Here is a 16,666-nt window from a genome sequence, read left to right on the forward strand (position 1 = left end):
GGGATGACGATAAGGTAACAGCTGTCCGCCCCCCGCCCACACGCCATCTCGCCGCCTGAACCGCACCCCGCCGGAAACCATGTCGCCGCCCGCGCATGGACCGGGGCGCGGGGCTTTGCTAGAAGCGCGCAGCTTTATGAATGCCCCGTTTGCCGCAGACCGGACCCGCCCATGCCCGCCGCCAACAGCCACGCCGAGGAACTGCTCGCGCTCTATGCGCGCGCCGGCTTTGCGCGCGTGGAGCCGCCCGTGCTCCAGCCCGCCGATGCCTTTCTCGACCTCTCGGGCGAGGAGATGCGGCGCACCATGTTCATCACCACCGACCCGGACGGGCGCGAGCTGTGCCTGCGGCCGGACCTGACCCTGCCGGTGTGCCGGCTCTACATCGCCGACGGCGCCGCGCAGCCGCGCGATTTCGCCTATCTCGGCCCGGTGTTCCGCTCCGATGCGGCGGAAGGCGAGCTGCTCCAGGCCGGCGTGGAATCCTTCGGCCGGCCCGACCGCGAGGCGGCCGACGCCGAAGTGCTGGCGCTGGGGCTGGAGACGGCGGCGCTGTGGGGCGCGGTCGACCCCACCATCCGCCTCGGCGATGCCGGCCTGTTCGCCACGCTGCTCGACGCGCTCGACCTGCCGCCCGGCTGGCGGCGGCGGCTGATCAAGGATTTCGCCCGCGCCGGCGATCTCGGCGCCGACCTCGCCACGCTCAAGCGTGCGCCGGAGGCCGGCGGCGTCACCGCCCATGCCGGCGTGCTCTCGGCGCTGGCCGGCTCCGACCCGGCGGCGGCGCGCGCGCTGGTGACGGATCTGCTTTCCATCGCCGGCATCTCGACGGTGGGCGGGCGCTCGGTCTCCGAGATCGCCGAACGCTTTCTGGAGCAGGCCGCGCCCGGCGACGCCGAGGGGCTGGCGCCCGAGAAGGTCGCGGTGCTGGAGCGCTACCTTGCCATCCAGGGCAACCCGGACGAGGCGGCGGCGGCGCTGCGCGCGCTGGCGGACGAGGCCGGACTGGACCTCGCGGCGGCGCTCGATTCCTTCGAGAGCCGCACCAATTTCATCGCCGCGCAGGGCATAGAGGTGGAGCGGCTGTCCTTCGCCGCCGCCTTCGGCCGCCCGCTCGACTATTACTCCGGCATGGTGTTCGAGCTGCACGAGAATGGCGCGGGTGCGCCTTTGGTGGCCGGCGGGCGCTACGACCGGCTGCTGGCGCGGCTGGGCGCGCCCGAACCGATCCCGGCGGTCGGCTTCGCGGTCTGGCTGGAACGGCTCGACGCGGTGGAGGCCCGGCTATGAGTTTCTCGTCCAGCTCCCCCCTCATCGTCGCCGTGCCCTCCAAGGGCCGGCTGCAGGAAAACGCCACCGCCTTCTTCGCCCGCGCCGGCATGTCGCTGAACCAGTCGCGCGGGGCGCGCGATTATCGCGGCACGCTGTCGGGCGTCGAGGGCGTGGAGGTGGCCTATCTCTCCGCCTCCGAGATCGCCAGCCAGCTTGCCGCCGGCGCCGTGCATCTGGGCGTCACCGGCGAGGATCTGGTGCGCGAGAGCATACCGGACGCGGACTCGAAGGTGCTGCTGGTCGAGGGGCTCGGCTTCGGCCACGCCAATGTGGTGGTGGCGGTGCCGCAGGCCTGGATCGACGTGCGCACCATGCGCGACCTCGACGACGTGGCGACGCATTTCCACGCCACGCGCGGCCGGCGCGTGCGGGTGGCGACCAAATATCTGAACCTCACCCGCGCCTTCTTCGCCCGCCACGGCATCGTCGACTACCGCATCGTGGAGAGCCTGGGCGCCACCGAGGGCACACCGGCGGCGGGCACGGCGGAGCTGATCGTCGACATCACCACGACCGGCTCGACGCTCAGCGCCAATGCGCTGAAGGTGGTCGACGACGGGGTGATCCTGCGCTCGGAGGCCAACCTCGTCGCCTCGCTCAACGCCGACTGGAACGCGGGGGCGCGGGCGAGCGCGCGGGCGCTGCTCGACCGAGTGACGGCGGCCAAGCGCGCCGCCACCATGCGCGAGGTGAAGACGCGCTTTGCCGCCTGCGACGTGCGCGTGGTCGACGAGGCGCTCGCCCGCTTCCGCGCCGTGGCGCCCTTCGGCGCGCCGACCTCCTCGGGCATGGTGACGCTGCACTGCCCGCCCGACACGCTGCATGGGCTGGCGGTGTTCCTGCGCGAGCAGGGCGCGGCGACCGTCTCGGTCGGCCCGCTGGATTACGTGTTCGCGGCCGAGAACCCGCTCTATGAGAAGCTGGAAGGCCGGATCGGGTAGGGGCGGGACCACCCTTGCTCCCTCATGGCCGGGCTTGACCCGGCCACCCAGGAACAGCGCCGCAACGACAGGTCCAAGGGCTGGGTGCCCGGGTCAAGCCCGGGCATGAGGGAAAGACAAATCCCGTCATCCCGGCCGAGCGGAGCGAGAGCCGGGATCGTATCCGCATTTTTCTGCGCACGGTCCCGGATCGGCCTTCAGCCGTCCGGGATGACGGCGATGGAGAGCGCCCAAGAAAGGCCTTACCCCCGCGCGGCCTGCGCCTCTTCGGCGGCATCGCGCGGCAAGGCGAACGCCGCCGCCTCGCCTATCGCGTGGCCGAAAAGCACGAGGCACGGCCCGCTGGCGCCGTCGGCCACAGCCTGTTCCAGCGCCTGCGCCAGCGTGGCGACCGTGGCGGGCACCTGCCGCTCTTCCGGCCGCGTGGCCGAGAACAGGGCGATGGCCGGCGTCGCCGGATCGAGCCCGGCTTCCATCGCCTTGCCGGCAAGCTCGGCCCAGGTGCGCTGGGGCATGTAGACCACCGTCGTCGCGGCGGGGTCGGCCAGCGCCTGCCAGTCGAGATCGCGCGGCAGCTTGCCGTCCCTGGCATGGGCGGTGATGAACTGGAGGCGGCGGGCATGGTCGCGATGGGTCAGCGAGACGGCGAGCCGGCTCGACGCGCCCTGCGCCGCCGAGATGCCCGGCACCACCTCGACCGGCAGCCCGGCCGCGCGGGCGGCGGCGATTTCCTCGCCGGCGCGGCCGAACACCATCGGGTCGCCGCCTTTGAGGCGGACGACGCGCTTGCCCTGCTTCGCGAGGGACACCATCAGCGCGTTGATGTCGTCCTGCTTGCAGGAGGCCTTGTAGCCGGTCTTGCCGACCAGCATCTTGCGCGCCTCGCGGCGGGCGACATCGAGCACTGCGGGGGCGACGAGATCGTCATAGAGCACCACATCGGCCGATTGCAGCACCCGCACGGCCTTCAGCGTCAGCAGTTCCGGGTCGCCCGGGCCGGCCCCGACGAGGGCGACCGAACCGCGCGGCGCATCGGCCCGCTCGGCCTCGGCGCGGGCGAGAAGGTTTTCGCGCATCGTGTCCGTGGGGGCGGCCTCGGGCGTCTCCAGCGCGGCCTGGGTGAAGCGTTCCCAGAAACGGCGCCGGCCCTGATAGGACAGGCCGAGGGCGGAGACGGAGGAACGCCAGCCGCGCGCGGCTTCGGCCCAGCGCTTGAAGCCCTGCGGGATCACCGCCTCGATCTTGGCGCGCACCGCCTGCCCGAAGACGGGGGCGGCACCGTCAGTGGAGATGCCGACGACGAGCGGCGAGCGGTTGACGATGGCGCCGAAGGCGAAGTCGCAGAAGGCCGGCTTGTCCACCACATTGACCGGCACGCCGGCGGCGTGGGCCGCCTGCGCAAAGCGGGCGCCTTCTTCATCGTCCTCGATGGCGCCGATGGCGAGCGCCGCGCCGGCGAGATCGGCCGGGGTCCAGTCGCGGGCGATGAGGCGCAGCGGGCCGTCCGGCGGGGTGGCGGCCAGCGCCAGCAGGTCCTCGCAGGGTTCCGCCGCATACACCTCGACCTCGGCGCCGGCGGCGGAGAGCAGTTCCGCCTTCCACGCCGCCGCCTCGGAGCCGCCGGCCAGCACGACGCGGCGGCCGGCCAGCGCGAAGAACACCGGCAGCCGCGCGAGCGGCGCCATGCGGCCGGAGGCCGTGGCGGCGCGGCGGTCGGCGGGGCGGGGGGAGGAGGCGTCGTCGGTCATCGGCAAAATCAGCGTGAAGGGATCCGTTCCGGACTTATCACACGAAATGAACGTCAATTGAAGTCAATAAACGGAGATTGAGCGGAAATATCAGTGGCTCTTTTCCGACAGCTTGTCGGTCCAGGCCAGCACCACACCGGACAGCACGAACACGACATGGATGATGACCAGCCACATGAGCTGCTTCTCGTCGACGCCACGGTCGAGATTCATGAAGGCCTTGAGCAGCGCGATGGCCGAGATGGCGACGATGGAGGCGAGCAGCTTCTGCTTGAGGCCGGAGAAATCGACCTTGGTCATCCATTCCGGCCAGTCGGCATGGCCCTCGGCGTCGATCTTGGAGACGAAGTTCTCATAGCCCGAGAAGATGACAATGACGACGAGGCTGCCGGTGAAGGTGAGGTCGATCAGCGCCAGTATGCCGAGGATGGTGTCGCTCTCGTCGAACTGCGTCGCATGGGTGACGAAGTGGAACAGTTCGTTGGCGAATTTGAACAGCAGCACCAGCAGCGCGATCACCAGCCCGATATAGAACGGCGCCATGATCCAGCGGCTGACGAAGATGAAGCGTTCGATGAGCTTTTCCATGCCCGACCCGTCCCGATCCGTCCGCTCTTCGCGGCTGCGAGATGGGTCGCATGCCGGCGCGGGGACGGCAAGGGGGGCGTGTGGGCGATGGCGCCGCCGCTACGGCGCCGTCACCTTCTGGTAGGTGTTCTTGAGCTCGTCCTGAATGACGATCGCCTTGCCGGAGGCGACCAGCAGCAGGTCCTGCGTGGGCGTGACGGCCGCGTAGCTCCAGCCGGCGGGCAGCTTCAGCCGCGGACCGAGGCCGGGCAGGTCGGCATAGGTCAGCGCGGGATCGACGATCTGCGCGTAGGACTGCATGACATAGACGCCGCCGTCGGGCGCGGTGAGCCGGAAGGTCGGCTTGCCGGCGTCGAAGCGGTAGGTGGTGTCGCGCTCGATGGTCTGCTCGGTATAGGCCGGACCCGTCGCCTGATGCAGCGACAGCGCGACTTCCGCGCGCTTGGCCATGGTGATACCGCCGACGGTGATGACCTCGCCGGTCTTCGTCTCGCCGCTGGCGACGATGCCGTCCATGATGAAATGGCGCGGCCCGTTCATCACCACGGCGAGCGTGTCGAACTGGCGGAACAGTTCGCGCCGGGTCAGCGCCTCCCATTTGGCGGCGGGGCAGTCGTCGAAGCCGAGCGTGTTGAAGACGTCGGCCTTGAGGCCGTCCAGCGTCACGTGGATCGCCACCAGCTCGCAATAACGCGCGTCGCGCAGCACCGAAGGCAGGCGCGGGACGGGCGGCGGCGTCTGGGCCGTGGCTCCGGCGAGCGGCAGCAGGCCGGCGAGAAGGGCGAGGGGAAGGCGTGCAGAGCGAAGAAGGTTCACGGCTTTGCCTCGGCTGGTGGCGCGAGGCTCCACGCTAGCCCGGCAGGCTTCCGCTTCGGAAGACGAAAAGCCGATGCGACCAGGAATCGACAGGGGGCGTTCCGGCCTGACCCCCGCCCCGTCTCCGGGGCGGGGGCGTGTTCAGGCCGCGACGCCGGTGCCGATGGGGCACGAGACGCCGGTGCCGCCGAGGCCGCAATAGCCGCTCGGGTTCTTGGCGAGGTACTGCTGGTGGTAGCCCTCGGCGAAGTAGAAGACCGGGGCGTCGACGATCTCGGTGGTGATCGCGGGGAAGCCCTTCGCCTTCAGCGCCGGCTCATAGGCAGCCTTGCTCGCCTGCGCCTGCGCGCGCTGCTCGGGCGAGGTGACGTAGATGCCGGAGCGATAGGTGGTGCCGACATCGTTGCCCTGGCGCATGCCCTGGGTCGGGTCGTGGCTCTCCCAGAACAGCTTGAGCAGCCGCTCATAGCTGATCACGGCCGGATCGAAGACCACCAGCACCGCCTCGGCATGGCCGGTGAGGCCGGTGCAGGTCTCCTCATAGGTCGGGTTCGGGGTGACGCCGTTAATGTAGCCGACCGCCGTCACCCAGACGCCGGGCGTCTGCCAGAACTTGCGCTCCGCGCCCCAGAAGCAGCCGAGGCCGAAGATCGCGGTCTCGAAGCCGTCCGGGTAGGGGCCCTTGAGCGGGTGGCCGTTGACGAAATGGCGCTCAGCGGTGGGCAGCGGCTGCGCGCGGCCCGGCAGCGCCTGCTCGGGCGTGGGCAGGTCGGCACTCTTCTTGAAGAAGAACATGGGGAACATTCCCTTTTATGGATGTCCCCAATGTAGGTATCGCGCGCGATATTTGCGAGGGGAGCGGCGCTCCGCGCCCGCGTCCGGCCCGGCTACTCCGCTTTCGGACGGCCGATCAGCAGCAGAAGGATGCCGGCGACGCCGAGCACCGCGAAGAGCGGGGCGCCCAGCACCGGCACGGCGAGAGTCTCCCATACGACGCCGGAGAAGTTGCCCTCGACGAAGGACTGGAAGCGGGCCAGCGAATCCGGGCTGGTGGCGAGCCAGGTGACGCTGAGCGGGGTGGTGACGATCTCCGAGGCGGCGATGGAGCGCACGCCGTCGAGCACGAGGGCGACGAAGGCGCCGGCCAGTATCCACAGTCCGATGAAGCGGAAGAGAAAACGGATCATGCGCGGCTCTCGTCTCGGGGGCTCTCGGTCCGCGGCGGTGGATCGCGGGGCGCCGCCTTTCTCTTAGTGCGTTTTGCCGCGCGGTGGAATTGTCCGGTCCCGAAAGCCCACGGTTTCAGCCGCGCCGCCGCCCGGTCCAGCGCCGTTGACGCCGGGCGCGGCATTCAGCCGCCGGCTCGCGGGTCCGTGAGAACCCGTGGACTTGATGCAGATCAAGGTTGCCGGCCGCCCGCGCGGCGAAAGCTCCGGGCCACAGCATGGAGTCGTTCCAGATCGGGCGATCGGGACGTGGAGGATCGCATGTCGCAGCCAAACAGCCCCGGGGCAGAGTTCACCGGATCGGGCGCCACCGAGCCGGGCGTCGACCAGTCCGGCCGGAAGAAGCTGACCTTCGGCGAGGGCGGCCTCGCCATCGTGTTCGCGCTTCTGGCGGTGTCGAGCATCACCGTCGCGGCGAAGGCGACCGACCCGGCCTATGCCTTCCACGCCTATCTCTCGGCCTTCGCCAGCCTCGCGACGGTGTTCGTCATCTTCAACCGCTACTTCGACCGGCCGGCGCAGCTGCCGCCGCTCGAGGTCGACGGCAAGCCGAACTACAATTTCGGCCCGGTGAAGTTCGCCACCATAGCGGCGATGTTCTGGGGCATCGCCGGCTTCACCGTCGGCGTGGTCATCGCCTTCCAGCTCGCCTTCCCGGCGCTGAACCTCGACCTGCCCTGGACCGCCTTCGGCCGGCTGCGGCCGCTGCACACCTCGGCGGTGATCTTCGCCTTTGGCGGCAACGTGCTGCTGGCGACCTCGTTCTACGTGGTGCAGCGCACCTCGCGCGCCCGCCTGGCCGGCTATCTGGCGCCGTGGTTCGTGGTGCTCGGCTATAATTTCTTCATCGTCATCGCCGGCACCGGCTATGTGCTCGGCATCACCCAGGGCAAGGAATACGCCGAGCCCGAATGGTATGCCGACCTGTGGCTGACGGTCGTGTGGGTGACCTATCTGCTGGTCTTCCTCGCCACCCTCTGGCGCCGCCGCGAGCCGCACATCTATGTGGCGAACTGGTTCTACCTCGCCTTCATCGTCACCATCGCGATGCTGCACCTCGGCAACAACGCGACCATCCCGGTCTCGGTGTTTTCGCCCAAGTCCTACATCGTGTGGGCCGGCGTGCAGGACGCCATGGTGCAGTGGTGGTACGGCCACAACGCGGTCGGCTTCTTCCTGACCGCCGGCTTCCTCGCCATCATGTACTACTTCATCCCCAAGCGGGCCGACCGGCCGGTCTATTCCTACCGGCTCTCGATCGTCCACTTCTGGGCGCTGATCTTCATCTACATCTGGGCCGGCCCGCATCACCTGCACTACACCGCGCTGCCGGACTGGGCGCAGACGCTCGGCATGACCTTCTCGATCATCCTGTGGATGCCGAGCTGGGGCGGCATGATCAACGGCCTGATGACGCTCTCGGGCGCGTGGGACAAGCTGCGCACCGACCCGGTGCTGCGCATCATGGTGGTGTCCGTCGCCTTCTACGGCATGTCGACCTTCGAGGGTCCGCTGATGTCGGTGAAGTCGGTGAACTCGCTCTCGCACTACACCGACTGGACCATCGGCCACGTGCATTCCGGCGCGCTGGGCTGGGTCGCCTACATCTCCTTCGGCGCCGTCTACTGCCTGGTGCCGTGGCTCTGGCAGAAGCGCGAGCTGTATTCGCTGCGCCTCGTGAACTGGCACTTCTGGATCTCCACCATCGGCATCGTCTTCTACATCTCGTCGATGTGGGTGGCGGGCATCCTGCAGGGCCTGATGTGGCGCGCCTACACCTCGCTCGGCTTCCTCGAATACTCGTTCATCGAGACCGTCGAGGCGATGCACCCCTTCTACCTGATCCGCGCGGTGGGCGGCGTGCTGTTCCTGGTCGGCGCCCTGCTGATGGTCTTCAACCTGTACATGACCATCCGCCAGCCGGGTACCGCCGAAGCGGATACCGGCGTGCGCACCCCTTCCCTCGTGCCGGCTGAGTGAGGACGCAAACCATGGCCGACGCAGCCGCTACCAAGAAGTCCACCTCGATCTGGGCCAAGCACGCGTTCTTCGAGAAGAACTCGATCTGGCTCCTGATCGGCATCCTGCTCGTCGTCGCGATCGGCGGTCTCGTCGAGATCGTGCCGCTGTTCTACCTGAAGAGCACCATCGAGAAGGTCTCCGGCGTGCGTCCCTGGACGCCGCTGGAGCTGGCCGGGCGCAACATCTATGTCCGCGAGGGCTGCTACAACTGCCACTCGCAGATGATCCGCCCGCTGCGCGACGAGGTGGAGCGCTACGGCCACTACTCGCTGGCGGCCGAGAGCATGTACGACCGCCCGTTCCAGTGGGGCTCCAAGCGCACCGGGCCCGACCTCGCCCGCGTCGGCAACAAGTATTCCGACGAGTGGCAGCGCCAGCATCTGGCCGATCCGCGCTCGGTGGTGCCGGGCTCGATCATGCCGGGCTACCCCTTCCTCGCCGAGACGCGGCTGAAGGCGGGCGACATCGCCGACGACCTGAAGATCAACGCGGTGCTCGGCGTGCCCTACAGCGAGGAGATGATCGCCGACGCGCAGGCCGATCTGCTTGCACAGGCCGATCCGAACGCCGATCCGGCCGCCCTGCAGAAGCGCTATCCGGGCGCGCAGGTGCGCGACTTCGACGGCAATCCGAAGGAGCTGACCGAGGCCGACGCGCTGATCGCCTACCTGCAGGCGCTCGGCACGATGGTCGACTTCAAGCTCTACGACGACAAGGCAAACATCCGCTGAGGAGGTCGGGATGAACGAGACCTATCGCGCGCTCGCCGAGTTCGCCCAGACCTGGGGGCTCCTGTACTTCGTCGGCCTCTTCGCCTGCGTGCTGTTCTACGCGCTGTCGCCGAAGAACAAGAAGCAGTTCGAAGACGCCGCCCGCCTGCCTCTGAGCGAGGACTGAGACCATGGCCGACACCAATGCGCCCGACGCGCACAAGCATGAAGTCGACGCCTTCACCGGCGTCGCGACGACCGGCCACGAGTGGGACGGCATCCGCGAGCTGAACAACCCGCTGCCGCGCTGGTGGCTGTGGACCTTCTATGCCTGCATCGTCTGGGCGGTGATCTACTGGGTCGTCTATCCGGCCTGGCCGCTTGTCAGCGGCTACACCTCCGGCGTGCTGGGCTGGAAGTCGCGCGACGCGGTGCAGGTGCAGCTTGCCGACCTGCGGACCCAGCGCGCGGCCTTCGCCGACAAGCTGGAAGCGGCCTCGCTGGAGCAGATCGAGGCGAACCCCGAGATGCTGGCCTTCGCCCGCGCCCAGGGCCGGGCCGCCTTCGGCGACAATTGCGCGCCCTGCCACGGCGCCGGCGCCGCCGGCTCGCGCGGCTATCCGAACCTGAACGACGACGACTGGCTGTGGGGCGGTTCGCTGGAGCAGGTGCAGCAGACCATCCTGCACGGCATCCGCTCCACCGACGCGGACGCCCATGTCGGCGACATGCCCGCCTTCGGCCGCGACGCCATGCTGCCGCGTCCCGAGATCGTGGCGGCGGCGGACTATGTGCGCTCGCTGTCCGGCCTGCCGGTGCCGCAGGGCGTGACCCCCGACCTCGCCAAGGGCAAGGAAGTGTTCGAGGCCAACTGCGCCGCCTGTCACGGGGCGGACGGCAAGGGCAATCCCGAGCTTGGCGCGCCCAACCTGACGGACGGCATCTGGCTCTACGGCTCCAGCCGCGACAACGTGATCGCCTCGATCACCAACGGGCGCGCCGGCATCATGCCGGCCTGGGCCGGCCGCCTCGACCCGAGCACCATCAAGGCGCTCACCGTCTATGTGCACGCCCTCGGCGGCGGAAGGTAGAGAGGTCGTCATCCCGGACGGCCGAAGGCCGATCCGGGATCGCGTGCCGGACCAGCCGAGCCGGCGATCCCGGCTCTCCGCTGCGCTCCGGCCGGGATGACGGCAATCGGCAAGGAGGCTCGGCTCAGCGACGTCCCGCCGCATAAGCATTTTCCCGCCCGGCAAGGCCCGGATCAACGGCCCACATTGGCGGCATTAGAAAGCCTCCAGTGCGGTTCCGGGGACAGACATGAACATGGCGACCAAGGTCCAGAAGGTGGAGGCGGAGGACGTCGACGACGCACCCCTCTACGAGGCGCGGCGCAAGATCTATCCGATTGCCGTCCACGGCACCTTCCGGCGCATCAAGTGGACGCTGCTGATCATCACCCTCGGCATCTACTACCTGCTGCCCTTCGTGCGCTGGGACCGTGGCCCGAACGCGCCCTCGCAGGCGGTGCTGGTCGACCTCGCCAATGGCCGCTTCTATTTCTTCTTCATCGAGATCTGGCCGCAGGAAATCTACTACGTCACCGGCCTGCTGATCCTCGCCGCGCTGGTGCTGTTCCTGATGAACGCGGTCGCCGGGCGGGTGTGGTGCGGCTATCTGTGCCCGCAGACCGTGTGGACCGACCTGTTCCAGGCCATCGAGCGCATGGTCGAGGGCGACCCGCGCCAGCGGCGCGAGAAGCTCAAGCACGCCTCGCGCACCCAGCGCGCCTTCGAGGCCGCCGCGAAGCACTTTCTCTGGCTGATGGTCGCCTGGTGGACCGGCGGCGCCTGGGTGCTGTATTTCGCCGACGCGCCCACCCTCGTCTGGCAACTCTTCACCGGCACCGCCCCGCTGGTCGCCTATGCGTGGATCGGCATCCTCACCTTCACCACCTATGTGCTCGCCGGCCACATGCGCGAGCAGGTGTGCACCTATATGTGCCCCTGGCCGCGCATCCAGGCGGCGCTGACGGACGAATACGCCTTCAACGTCACCTATCGCTACGATCGCGGCGAGCCGCGCGGCTCGTTCAAGAAGACCGAAGCGATGAAGCTGGCCGGCGCGCCGGCCGGTGACTGCGTCGACTGCCTGCAATGCGTCGTCGCCTGTCCGACCGGGGTCGACATCAGGCTCGGCAGCCAGCTCGCCTGCGTGCAGTGCGGCCTGTGCATCGACGCCTGCGACACCGTGATGAAGAAGGTCGGCCGTCCGACCGGCCTCATCGCCTACGACACCGAGATGAATGTCGAGCGCCGGCAGCAGGGCCTGCCGCCGGTGTCGAAGGTGCTGCGCGCCCGTACCGTGCTGTATGCCGCGCTGATCGTCATCGTCGGCGGCATCATGGTGGCCACGCTGGCGACGCGCGGCTCCGAGGGCGTGGCGGTCATCCACGACCGCAACCCGCTCTTCGTGCAGCTTTCCGACGGCTCGGTCCGCAACGCCTACACGCTGCGCCTCGTCAACAAGCAGCCGCTGCCGCGCCGCTTCGCCATCTCCATCGAGGGCGTGCCGGAGGCGCGCCTCGAGATCGCCGGCGGCATATCGGAGACCGAGAACGGCCATCCGGTGGTCGAGGTCGGCCCGGACCAGACCTATGAGCTGCGGGCGCTGGTCTCGACCCACGCCAAGCTTCCCGCCGGCGCCTCGCTGCCCGTCACCTTCCACATCACCGACGTGGCGGGCGGCGAGACCTCCGCCGCTCCCGACCATTTCAAGGGGCCCTGAGCGGCCCGGCGAGCAAGAGGACGAGACCATGGCCACCCGCGCGACCTCCCTCGACGGCACCGGCGGCCGGCCGCTTACCGGCCGCACCGTGCTGCTCTGCTTCATCGGCTTCTTCGGCGTCGTCTTCACCGCCAATTTCTTCCTGATCCGCGCTGCGGTGACGAGCTTCGGCGGGGTGGAGACGGAGAGCTCCTACCAGGCCGGCCTCGTGTTCCGGCAGGAGAGCGAGGCGGCGGCGGCGCAGGATTCGCTCGGCTGGAAGGTGGAGGCGCATGTCGCGCCGGGCCGGCTCGACGTCGCCGCGCGCGATGCCGACGGGCGCGCGCTTTCCGGCGTCACGCTGGCTGCCGCGCTCCATCATCCGACCGACCGCCGGCTCGACGTGACGCTGGACCCGGAGAGGGTGGGGGCCGGCCAGTGGCGGGCGAGCGATGCCGTGATGGCCGGCCAGTGGGAGCTGGTGCTCGAATTCTCCCGTGACGGCGAGCGCCTGTTCCGCTCGACCAACCGCGTGATCGTGCGCTAGGGCGGCAGGAGGAGCGTCGCATGGCTGCTCAGGTCATTCCGCTTCCCGTCCCCGGCCGGCGTGCGCCGGTCGCGGCCCCCGCCGGCGAGGCGGCACAGGATTTCTCGCTGTTCCTGCGCCATGACCCCAGCGGGCAGACCGAGATGGCCTTCGCCGTCGAAGGTGTCGACTGCGCCGCCTGCATCGACGAGATCGAGGACGGCGCCGAGGCGCTGCCCGGCGTCGCCCGCGCGCGGCTCAACTACACGACGCACCGGCTGACGGTGGGCTGGAAGGCCGGCGAGGAGGCAAGGCCCGGCGAGTTGCTGGCCGCGCTGGCGCGCATCGGCTACCGCGCCTATCCCTTCGAGGCCGACCGGCTGGAGGAGATCGACAACGCGACCTCCCGCCATCTGCTGCGCTGCCTGGCGGTCGCCGGCTTCGCCATGATGAACATCATGCTGCTGTCGGTGTCGGTGTGGTCGGGCAATGTCACCGACATCACCCCGGAGACGCGCGACCTGTTCCACTGGCTCTCGGCGCTGATCGCGCTGCCAGCCGCCGCCTATGCCGGTCAGCCGTTCTTCCAGAGCGCGTTCCGGGCGCTGAAGGCCCGTTCGCTCAACATGGACGTGCCGATCACGCTCGGCGTGCTGCTGGCGCTCGGCGTGTCGGTGTTCGAGACGCTGAACAGCGCCGAGCATGCCTATTTCGACTCGGCGGTGATGCTGCTCTTCTTCCTGCTCACCGGCCGCTATCTCGACCACGCCATGCGCCGCAGGACGCGGGCGGAGGCCGGCAACCTCGCCGCCTTGAAGGCCACCACGGCCAACCGCATCGAGGCCGACGGCTCGCTCGTCAACGTGCCCGCCGCCGCCATAAGGCCGGGCGACGAGGTGATGCTGCGCGCCGGCGAGCGCGCCCCGGTGGACGGGGTGGTGCTGTCGGGCACCGCCTCGGTGGATGAGAGCCTCGTCACCGGCGAGACGCTGCCGCGCGCCGTGGCGGCGGGGCAGGCGGTGCATGCGGGCAGCCTCGTTCATGACGGCGTGCTGCGCCTGCGCACCACGGCGGTGGGCGAGGATACTTTCCTCGACGAGATCGAGCGCCTGCTCGACAAGGCCTCGACCGCGCGCGGGCGCTATATCCGCCTCGCCGACCGGGCGGCGCGGCTCTACGCGCCGATGGTGCACACGACGGCGCTGCTGTCCCTCATCGGCTGGCTCATCGCCGGCGCCTCGGTGCACCATGCGGTGCTGATCGCGGTGGCGGTGCTCATCATCACCTGCCCCTGCGCGCTGGCGCTCGCCGTGCCGGCGGTGCAGGTGGTGGCGGCCGGGGCACTGATGCGCAACGGCATCCTGCTCAATTCCGGCGACACGTTCGAGCGGCTGGCCGAAGTCGATACCGTCGCCTTCGACAAGACCGGCACGCTGACCCTGCCCGAGCCGCGCCTCGCCAATGAGGACGAGGTGCCCGCCCATCTTCTCGACGCCGCCGCACGGCTGGCGCTGGCGAGCACCCACCCGCTGGCCCGTGCCGTCGCGCACGTCCGGCCCGGCGCGGTGGCCTTGGCTGAGCTGCGCGAGGTGCCCGGCGCCGGGGTCGAGGGCGAGATCCACGGGCTGCCCGCCCGGCTCGGCAGCCCCGCCTTCTGCGGCTGCGCGGCGCTGGCGGCGCGGATCGCCGCCGGTGAGCCCGACGCCTCGCTGGTGGCGGTGCGGCTCGGCGCGGAATGCGCCGTGCTGAAGGTGCGCCAGACCCTGCGGCCGGACGCCCGCGCCGTCGTCGAGCAACTGCGCCGCGAGGGACGGCACGTGGTGCTGCTTTCCGGCGACCGCCGCGAGGCGGTGGCGCCGGTGGCGGCCGAACTCGGCATCGAGGACTGGTGGGCGGAAGCCCGGCCGGCCGACAAGATCGCGGTGCTGGAGAGCCTTTCCGCCGCCCGCCGCCGCGTGCTGATGGTGGGCGACGGGCTGAACGACGCGCCCTCGCTGGCCGCTGCCCATGTGTCGCTGTCGCCGATCACGGCGGCGGACGTGACGCGGGCGCATGCCGACGCGGTGTTTCTCGGCGAGCGGCTGGCGCCGGTGCTGACCGCCCTCGCCATCGCCGGCCGCGCCCGTCACCTGATGCGGCAGAACCTGCTGATCGCCGTGGTCTATAATTTCATCGCCGTGCCGCTGGCCATCGCCGGCTATGTGACGCCGCTGGTGGCGGCGCTCGCCATGTCTGGCTCCTCGGTCATCGTCACGCTGAACGCGCTGCGCGCCCGCCTCGGGACGCGGGGAGGGAACCCATGAGCGTGCTGCTCTATCTCGTGCCGGCGGCGCTCAGCCTCGGCCTGCTCGGCCTTGCCGCCTTCATGTGGTCGCTGCGCGCGGGCCAGTACGAGGATCTCGACGGCGCGGCGGTGCGCGTGCTCGCCGATGACGACCTCGCCGACGACGACATGGCCGTCGCCGGTCGCGCCATTGGTCCGGCCGCTGGCGCGGCGCGCGGCGGACGGCGATGAGCGCGGGCGATTTTCTCGCGCACGAGATCGGGGCGGCGCGGGCCGGACGGCTCGGCTGCGCCTGCCCGGAGGATGCGGGCAGGCCGCTGCGCCGCTCGCTCGGCGCCGGCCGGCTCGCCTGCGGCTTCGCGCTGGTGGTGCTGGCGCAGGCGCTGACGCTCGGCGTGCTGCCGCTGGCCGGCGCCATGCTGGCCCCGGCTGAATCGCTCGCCTATCTGCCGATGGCCCATGTTCCGCTCGCCGCCTTCCTGCTCGGGGCGGCGCTCGCCAGCCTGCCGGCCAGCTTCCTGCTCGACAGTTTCGGCCGGCGCGCGGGGTTCGCGCTCGGGGCCAGCCTCGGCGTCGCCGGCGGGCTGCTCGCCGCCTATGGGCTGATCCTCGCCCAATTCCCGCTGCTGGTCGTCGGTGCGCTCTGGCTCGGCGCGGCGCAGGGCTTCGGCCTGTTCTACCGCCATGCGGCGGCCTTCGGCGCCGGTGCGGCGCCGGACGGGCAGGGGCGCGCGGTGGCGCGGCTGATCGGCGCCGGGGCGCTGGCCGGCCTTGCCGGGCCGCTGCTGGCCGGCGTGGCCGAGGAGGCGTTCGCGCCCTACACCTTCGCCGGAACCCTGATCCTCGCCGCCCTCGCCCAGCTCGGCGTGCTGGCTTTCGCCGTCGTGCTGCCGGAAGCGCGCGCCTCGCACGCGGCCTTCACGGTCGAGGCGAAGGATGCCACCGCCCCCGTCGCACGGCTGCCCTGGCGGGCGGTGGTGGCGCCGACGCTGCTGGCCGCGCTCGCCTGGGGCGCGATGACCGCCACCATGGCCGGCGCGCCGCTCTCGCTCGCCGGCTGCGGGGTCGGTGTGCCGACCATTTCCGGCGTCGTCGCCTGGCATGTGGTGGCGATGTACGCGCCCGCGCTCGCCGCCGGCGCGCTGGCCGCACGCCTCGGCGCCGGAACGATGGCGCTCGCCGCGCTTCTCCTGTGCCTCGGCGCGGCCGTGGCCGCCAGCCTTTCCGCCGACGCGGTGGCGATCTCGGCGGCCTTCCTCGCCGTTGGCGCCGGCTGGTCGCTGGCCACCGCCGGCACCACGCTGATGCTGCACGGGCAGGGCGCGCCCTCGCGCCTGCAGCTCGGCGTGCATGACGGCGCGCTGCTGGTCGCGGCGCTGGCGGGCGTGCTGGTCTGAAGCGTCCCCCTCGGCTCGTCATCCCGGACGGCCGGAGGCCGATCCGGGATCGCGTGCCGCCCCCGCTCTCCGCTTCCGCAGGCGATCCCGGCTCTCGCTTCGCTCGGCCGGGATGACGGCTTCACTACCGCCGGGATGACGGCTCGACTCCGGCGGGATGACCGCCTTGCCGGCCGGGCCCCGACCATCTTCTCAGACACACTCCCAAGAGAGGCATTCCCGAGGGCACATCCGCCCCGCCGCTTCCTTGACGCCCTTCCGCTTTTATGTAAGTGATCGTTCACTGACAAAACGGAATCGGGGAAAACGG

Annotated in this window: 16 protein-coding genes; 11 read left to right on the forward strand and 5 right to left on the reverse strand. The window is 70.2% G+C overall.

Features of this window, described 5'->3' with window-relative positions:
* The first annotated feature begins 171 nt into the window (after positions 1-171).
* Both GBB76_RS14985 and hisG read left to right on the forward strand, forming a co-directional pair.
* On the forward strand, positions 172-1,290 hold the full coding sequence (locus GBB76_RS14985; protein WP_152304045.1) for an ATP phosphoribosyltransferase regulatory subunit: 1,119 nt from the start codon (positions 172-174) through the stop codon (positions 1,288-1,290).
* Positions 1,287-2,273, forward strand: a complete 987-nt coding sequence (hisG, locus tag GBB76_RS14990) for an ATP phosphoribosyltransferase (protein ID WP_152304046.1) — start codon at positions 1,287-1,289, stop codon at positions 2,271-2,273. The genes GBB76_RS14985 and hisG overlap by 4 nt, the downstream gene beginning before the upstream one ends.
* Before the next feature lie 242 nt (positions 2,274-2,515).
* On the opposite strand, the gene cysG is transcribed toward hisG, so the two are convergent.
* The 5 genes from cysG to GBB76_RS15015 all read right to left on the reverse strand — a co-directional run bounded on the left by cysG (position 2,516) and on the right by GBB76_RS15015 (position 6,612).
* A complete protein-coding gene (cysG, locus tag GBB76_RS14995; protein ID WP_202911114.1) occupies positions 2,516-4,021 on the reverse strand; it encodes a siroheme synthase CysG in 1,506 nt (501 codons plus the stop codon).
* Between the two features lie 90 nt (positions 4,022-4,111).
* Positions 4,112-4,609 carry a TIGR00645 family protein gene (locus GBB76_RS15000; RefSeq protein WP_152304047.1) on the reverse strand — a complete coding sequence of 166 codons (498 nt, stop codon included), beginning with the start codon at positions 4,607-4,609 and terminating at the stop codon, positions 4,112-4,114.
* A gap of 99 nt (positions 4,610-4,708) precedes the next feature.
* On the reverse strand, positions 4,709-5,425 hold the full coding sequence (locus GBB76_RS15005; RefSeq protein ID WP_152304048.1) for a hypothetical protein: 717 nt from the start codon (positions 5,423-5,425) through the stop codon (positions 4,709-4,711).
* A 141-nt stretch (positions 5,426-5,566) separates the two neighbouring features.
* Complete coding sequence (msrA, locus tag GBB76_RS15010; RefSeq protein WP_152304049.1) at positions 5,567-6,220, reverse strand: peptide-methionine (S)-S-oxide reductase MsrA; 654 nt, start codon at positions 6,218-6,220, stop codon at positions 5,567-5,569.
* A 92-nt stretch (positions 6,221-6,312) separates the two neighbouring features.
* Positions 6,313-6,612, reverse strand: a complete 300-nt coding sequence (locus GBB76_RS15015; RefSeq protein WP_152304050.1) for a hypothetical protein — start codon at positions 6,610-6,612, stop codon at positions 6,313-6,315.
* Between the two features lie 300 nt (positions 6,613-6,912).
* On the opposite strand from GBB76_RS15015, the gene ccoN reads away from it, so the two are divergent.
* The 9 genes from ccoN (at position 6,913) to GBB76_RS15060 (ending at position 16,356) form a co-directional block, all read left to right on the forward strand.
* Complete coding sequence (gene ccoN, locus GBB76_RS15020; protein ID WP_162375611.1) at positions 6,913-8,631, forward strand: cytochrome-c oxidase, cbb3-type subunit I; 1,719 nt, start codon at positions 6,913-6,915, stop codon at positions 8,629-8,631.
* Between the two features lie 11 nt (positions 8,632-8,642).
* Entirely contained in the window at positions 8,643-9,404 is a 762-nt protein-coding gene (gene ccoO / locus GBB76_RS15025; RefSeq protein ID WP_152304051.1) for a cytochrome-c oxidase, cbb3-type subunit II, read from the forward strand.
* 10 nt (positions 9,405-9,414) lie between these two features.
* Entirely contained in the window at positions 9,415-9,570 is a 156-nt protein-coding gene (locus GBB76_RS15030; protein WP_152304052.1) for a cbb3-type cytochrome c oxidase subunit 3, read from the forward strand.
* Between the two features lie 4 nt (positions 9,571-9,574).
* A complete protein-coding gene (gene ccoP, locus GBB76_RS15035) occupies positions 9,575-10,474 on the forward strand; it encodes a cytochrome-c oxidase, cbb3-type subunit III (RefSeq protein WP_152304053.1) in 900 nt (299 codons plus the stop codon).
* A gap of 229 nt (positions 10,475-10,703) precedes the next feature.
* On the forward strand, positions 10,704-12,170 hold the full coding sequence (gene ccoG / locus GBB76_RS15040; RefSeq protein ID WP_152304054.1) for a cytochrome c oxidase accessory protein CcoG: 1,467 nt from the start codon (positions 10,704-10,706) through the stop codon (positions 12,168-12,170).
* Between the two features lie 28 nt (positions 12,171-12,198).
* On the forward strand, positions 12,199-12,696 hold the full coding sequence (locus GBB76_RS15045; RefSeq protein ID WP_152304055.1) for a FixH family protein: 498 nt from the start codon (positions 12,199-12,201) through the stop codon (positions 12,694-12,696).
* A gap of 20 nt (positions 12,697-12,716) precedes the next feature.
* A complete protein-coding gene (locus tag GBB76_RS15050) occupies positions 12,717-14,978 on the forward strand; it encodes a heavy metal translocating P-type ATPase (protein ID WP_152304056.1) in 2,262 nt (753 codons plus the stop codon).
* Positions 14,975-15,190: a cbb3-type cytochrome oxidase assembly protein CcoS gene (gene ccoS, locus GBB76_RS15055; RefSeq protein WP_152304057.1), complete on the forward strand. Its 216-nt coding sequence runs from the start codon at positions 14,975-14,977 to the stop codon at positions 15,188-15,190. Before GBB76_RS15050 ends, ccoS begins: the two co-directional genes overlap by 4 nt.
* On the forward strand, positions 15,187-16,356 hold the full coding sequence (locus GBB76_RS15060; protein ID WP_152304058.1) for an MFS transporter: 1,170 nt from the start codon (positions 15,187-15,189) through the stop codon (positions 16,354-16,356). Before ccoS ends, GBB76_RS15060 begins: the two co-directional genes overlap by 4 nt.
* The last annotated feature ends 310 nt before the right edge of the window (positions 16,357-16,666 follow it).

The sequence above is a fragment of the Ancylobacter sp. TS-1 genome (assembly GCF_009223885.1).
Lineage (GTDB): Bacteria > Pseudomonadota > Alphaproteobacteria > Rhizobiales > Xanthobacteraceae > Ancylobacter.

What these genes read in the sequence shown, in the direction of transcription:
- GBB76_RS14985 (WP_152304045.1), top strand. Translation starts at nt 172, where the DNA reads ATGCCCGCCGCCAACAGCCACGCCGAGGAACTGCTCGCGCTCTATGCG.
- hisG (WP_152304046.1), top strand. Translation starts at nt 1,287, where the DNA reads ATGAGTTTCTCGTCCAGCTCCCCCCTCATCGTCGCCGTGCCCTCCAAG.
- cysG (WP_202911114.1), bottom strand. Translation starts at nt 4,021, where the DNA reads ATGACCGACGACGCCTCCTCCCCCCGCCCCGCCGACCGCCGCGCCGCC.
- GBB76_RS15000 (WP_152304047.1), bottom strand. Translation starts at nt 4,609, where the DNA reads ATGGAAAAGCTCATCGAACGCTTCATCTTCGTCAGCCGCTGGATCATG.
- msrA (WP_152304049.1), bottom strand. Translation starts at nt 6,220, where the DNA reads ATGTTCTTCTTCAAGAAGAGTGCCGACCTGCCCACGCCCGAGCAGGCG.
- GBB76_RS15015 (WP_152304050.1), bottom strand. Translation starts at nt 6,612, where the DNA reads ATGATCCGTTTTCTCTTCCGCTTCATCGGACTGTGGATACTGGCCGGC.
- ccoN (WP_162375611.1), top strand. Translation starts at nt 6,913, where the DNA reads ATGTCGCAGCCAAACAGCCCCGGGGCAGAGTTCACCGGATCGGGCGCC.
- ccoO (WP_152304051.1), top strand. Translation starts at nt 8,643, where the DNA reads ATGGCCGACGCAGCCGCTACCAAGAAGTCCACCTCGATCTGGGCCAAG.
- GBB76_RS15030 (WP_152304052.1), top strand. Translation starts at nt 9,415, where the DNA reads ATGAACGAGACCTATCGCGCGCTCGCCGAGTTCGCCCAGACCTGGGGG.
- ccoP (WP_152304053.1), top strand. Translation starts at nt 9,575, where the DNA reads ATGGCCGACACCAATGCGCCCGACGCGCACAAGCATGAAGTCGACGCC.
- ccoG (WP_152304054.1), top strand. Translation starts at nt 10,704, where the DNA reads ATGAACATGGCGACCAAGGTCCAGAAGGTGGAGGCGGAGGACGTCGAC.
- GBB76_RS15045 (WP_152304055.1), top strand. Translation starts at nt 12,199, where the DNA reads ATGGCCACCCGCGCGACCTCCCTCGACGGCACCGGCGGCCGGCCGCTT.
- GBB76_RS15050 (WP_152304056.1), top strand. Translation starts at nt 12,717, where the DNA reads ATGGCTGCTCAGGTCATTCCGCTTCCCGTCCCCGGCCGGCGTGCGCCG.
- ccoS (WP_152304057.1), top strand. Translation starts at nt 14,975, where the DNA reads ATGAGCGTGCTGCTCTATCTCGTGCCGGCGGCGCTCAGCCTCGGCCTG.
- GBB76_RS15060 (WP_152304058.1), top strand. Translation starts at nt 15,187, where the DNA reads ATGAGCGCGGGCGATTTTCTCGCGCACGAGATCGGGGCGGCGCGGGCC.